Origin of the sequence: Brevundimonas diminuta ATCC 11568, assembly GCF_000204035.1 — a bacterium.
Lineage (GTDB): Bacteria > Pseudomonadota > Alphaproteobacteria > Caulobacterales > Caulobacteraceae > Brevundimonas > Brevundimonas diminuta.
The window spans coordinates 2,137,285-2,139,248 of the sequence record NZ_GL883086.1; the positions used below are offsets into that span (position 1 = coordinate 2,137,285).

2 protein-coding genes are annotated in these 1,964 nt (G+C 69.6%); both read right to left on the bottom strand.

Annotated elements, in window-relative coordinates; genetic code table 11:
• Nucleotides 1-159 precede the first annotated feature (159 nt).
• On the bottom strand, nucleotides 160-1,572 hold the full coding sequence (locus BDIM_RS14240; RefSeq protein WP_040346315.1) for a S41 family peptidase: 1,413 nt from the start codon (nucleotides 1,570-1,572) through the stop codon (nucleotides 160-162).
• Between the two features lie 149 nt (nucleotides 1,573-1,721).
• Nucleotides 1,722-1,964: murein hydrolase activator EnvC family protein (locus BDIM_RS14245; RefSeq protein WP_040346316.1), on the bottom strand; the 243-nt coding region annotated here is incomplete at its 5' end.

The following is a 1,964-nucleotide window of genomic DNA, read 5'->3' on the forward strand; positions in this document are numbered from 1 at the left end:
GAGGGCGGACTGGCGCTTGGCGAACATGGTCAGGGCGGCGGCTCGGGCTTGCAGGCGCCGCACAGACGCGGCGCCCCTCAGCCTCAGTTAAGCCCTGCGTCGGTTAAGAAAGCCTAACGGCGCGTTCACCACGTTTGCGGGACGCGCCGGATGCGGCGATCAGTCCTTCTTCGGCTCGTCCGGCTTGACCGTGACGGTCGGCGTTTCGGGCGTGTCCGTCTTGGCCTCAGCCGTCTCGACCTTGTCCTCGCCCGGCTCGGTGATGACGATCCCCTCCGGCGCAGCGGCCAGCTTGGTCAGGTCGCCGTCGGCGCGCAGAACGTCCAGCGCCCGCTCCAGCTGATAGTCCTTGTCCTTGGCGTAGTCGGCGCCCGGCGCCTCGCGCGGGGTGTGCGGCCCCTTGCGCTCGGCCCCGATGGAGGAGTCCAGCGCCGTCGAATAGGCCGCCTCGGAATAGATGAAGCTGGAGCGCGAGACGATGCGGGCCTCGGCCTCGGAGCGCGCCACCTCCAGGTCCGGCTCGATGCCGATCTTCTGGATCGAGCGGCCCGACGGGGTGTAGTAGCGCGCCGTGGTGATCGACAGGGCGCCGTCCTGGCCGCCCCGCAGCGGGATCACCGTCTGCACAGACCCCTTGCCGAAGCTGGTCAGGCCGACGACCGTCGCCCGCTCCTGATCCTTCAGGGCGCCCGCCACGATTTCCGACGCCGAGGCCGAGCCGTAGTTGATCAGCACCACTACCGGCAGGCCGCCGGTCAGGTCGCCCGGCTTGGCGGCGTAGCGTTCGATGTCCTCGGGCTTGCGGCCGCGCTGGCTGACGATCTCGCCGCGCTCGAGGAAGGCGTCCGACACGTCGATGGCCGCCGTCAGCAGGCCGCCGCCGTTGTTGCGCAGGTCCAGCACATAGCCCTTGAGGCCCGGCTTCTCGCGCTTCAGCCGCTCGATCGTCTCGGTCAGCTCGCGGCCGGTGTTCTCGTTGAAGGTCGAGATGCGCAGATAGCCGAAGTCGCCTTCCAGACGGCCGGTGACGGATTCGACCTTGATGACTTCGCGCGTCAGCACGACCTCGCGCGGCTCCTCGCCGTCGCGCAGGAAGGTGACGGTGACGCTAGTGCCCGTGGCGCCGCGCAGCTTGTCCGAGACCTCGGACACGGTCAGACCGGCCGCGTTCTGGCCGTTGACGGCGCTGATGACGTCGCCCGCCTGAACCCCCGCACGGCCCGCCGGGCTGTCGTCCATCGGCGAGATGACCTTCACCAGCCCGCCCTCTGAGGTGATGGTCAGGCCGACGCCGGAATATTCCCCCGAAGTCCGCTCGCGCAGGTCGCCGAAGGCCTTGGCCGGCAGGTAGTTGGAGTGCGGGTCGAGCGCCGTCATCATGCCCTGAAGGGCGGCCTCGATCAGCTTCTTGTTGTCGACCGGAACGACATAGGCCTGCTCGACGATGCCCAGCACGTCGCCGAACATCTCGAGCATGCGGAAGGTCTCGTTGCGCGGAGTCTGGCTGGCCACGGCCGCCGCCGATCCGCCCAGCGCCAGGGCGGCGGCGCCCACGAGAAGCAGTTTACGCATTCGGTCTCTTTCCATCGGATCCGCTTTCGGCTCCGGTCGTCCAGGGCGGCGCGGGCGCCACGAACGGCGCGCACGACAGTTCCGGCGATACAAACAGCGTCCGCGCCGATTTGAAAGGGATTTCGCGCGGTTGGCCCTCGGAGGGCGGCCTACTGCAGCCAGGGCGCGGGATCGATGGGCCGTTCCTGGCGGCGCAGTTCGAAATAGGCCTCGCCGTCCTCGCCGGTGCGGCCCAGAGTCTGGCCGTCGGCCACGCGCTGTCCGGTCTCGACCTCCAGACGATCCAGGCCCGCAATCACGGCGCGCCAGCCGGGGCCAAGGTCGAGGATCACCACCTCGCCCCACTCCTTCAGCGGCCCGGCGTAGGCGATGCGGCCCGCCGCCGGGGCGCC

Coding starts and splice junctions, on each gene's coding strand:
- BDIM_RS14240 (WP_040346315.1), bottom strand. CDS start 1,572: ATGCGTAAACTGCTTCTCGTGGGCGCCGCCGCCCTGGCGCTGGGCGGA.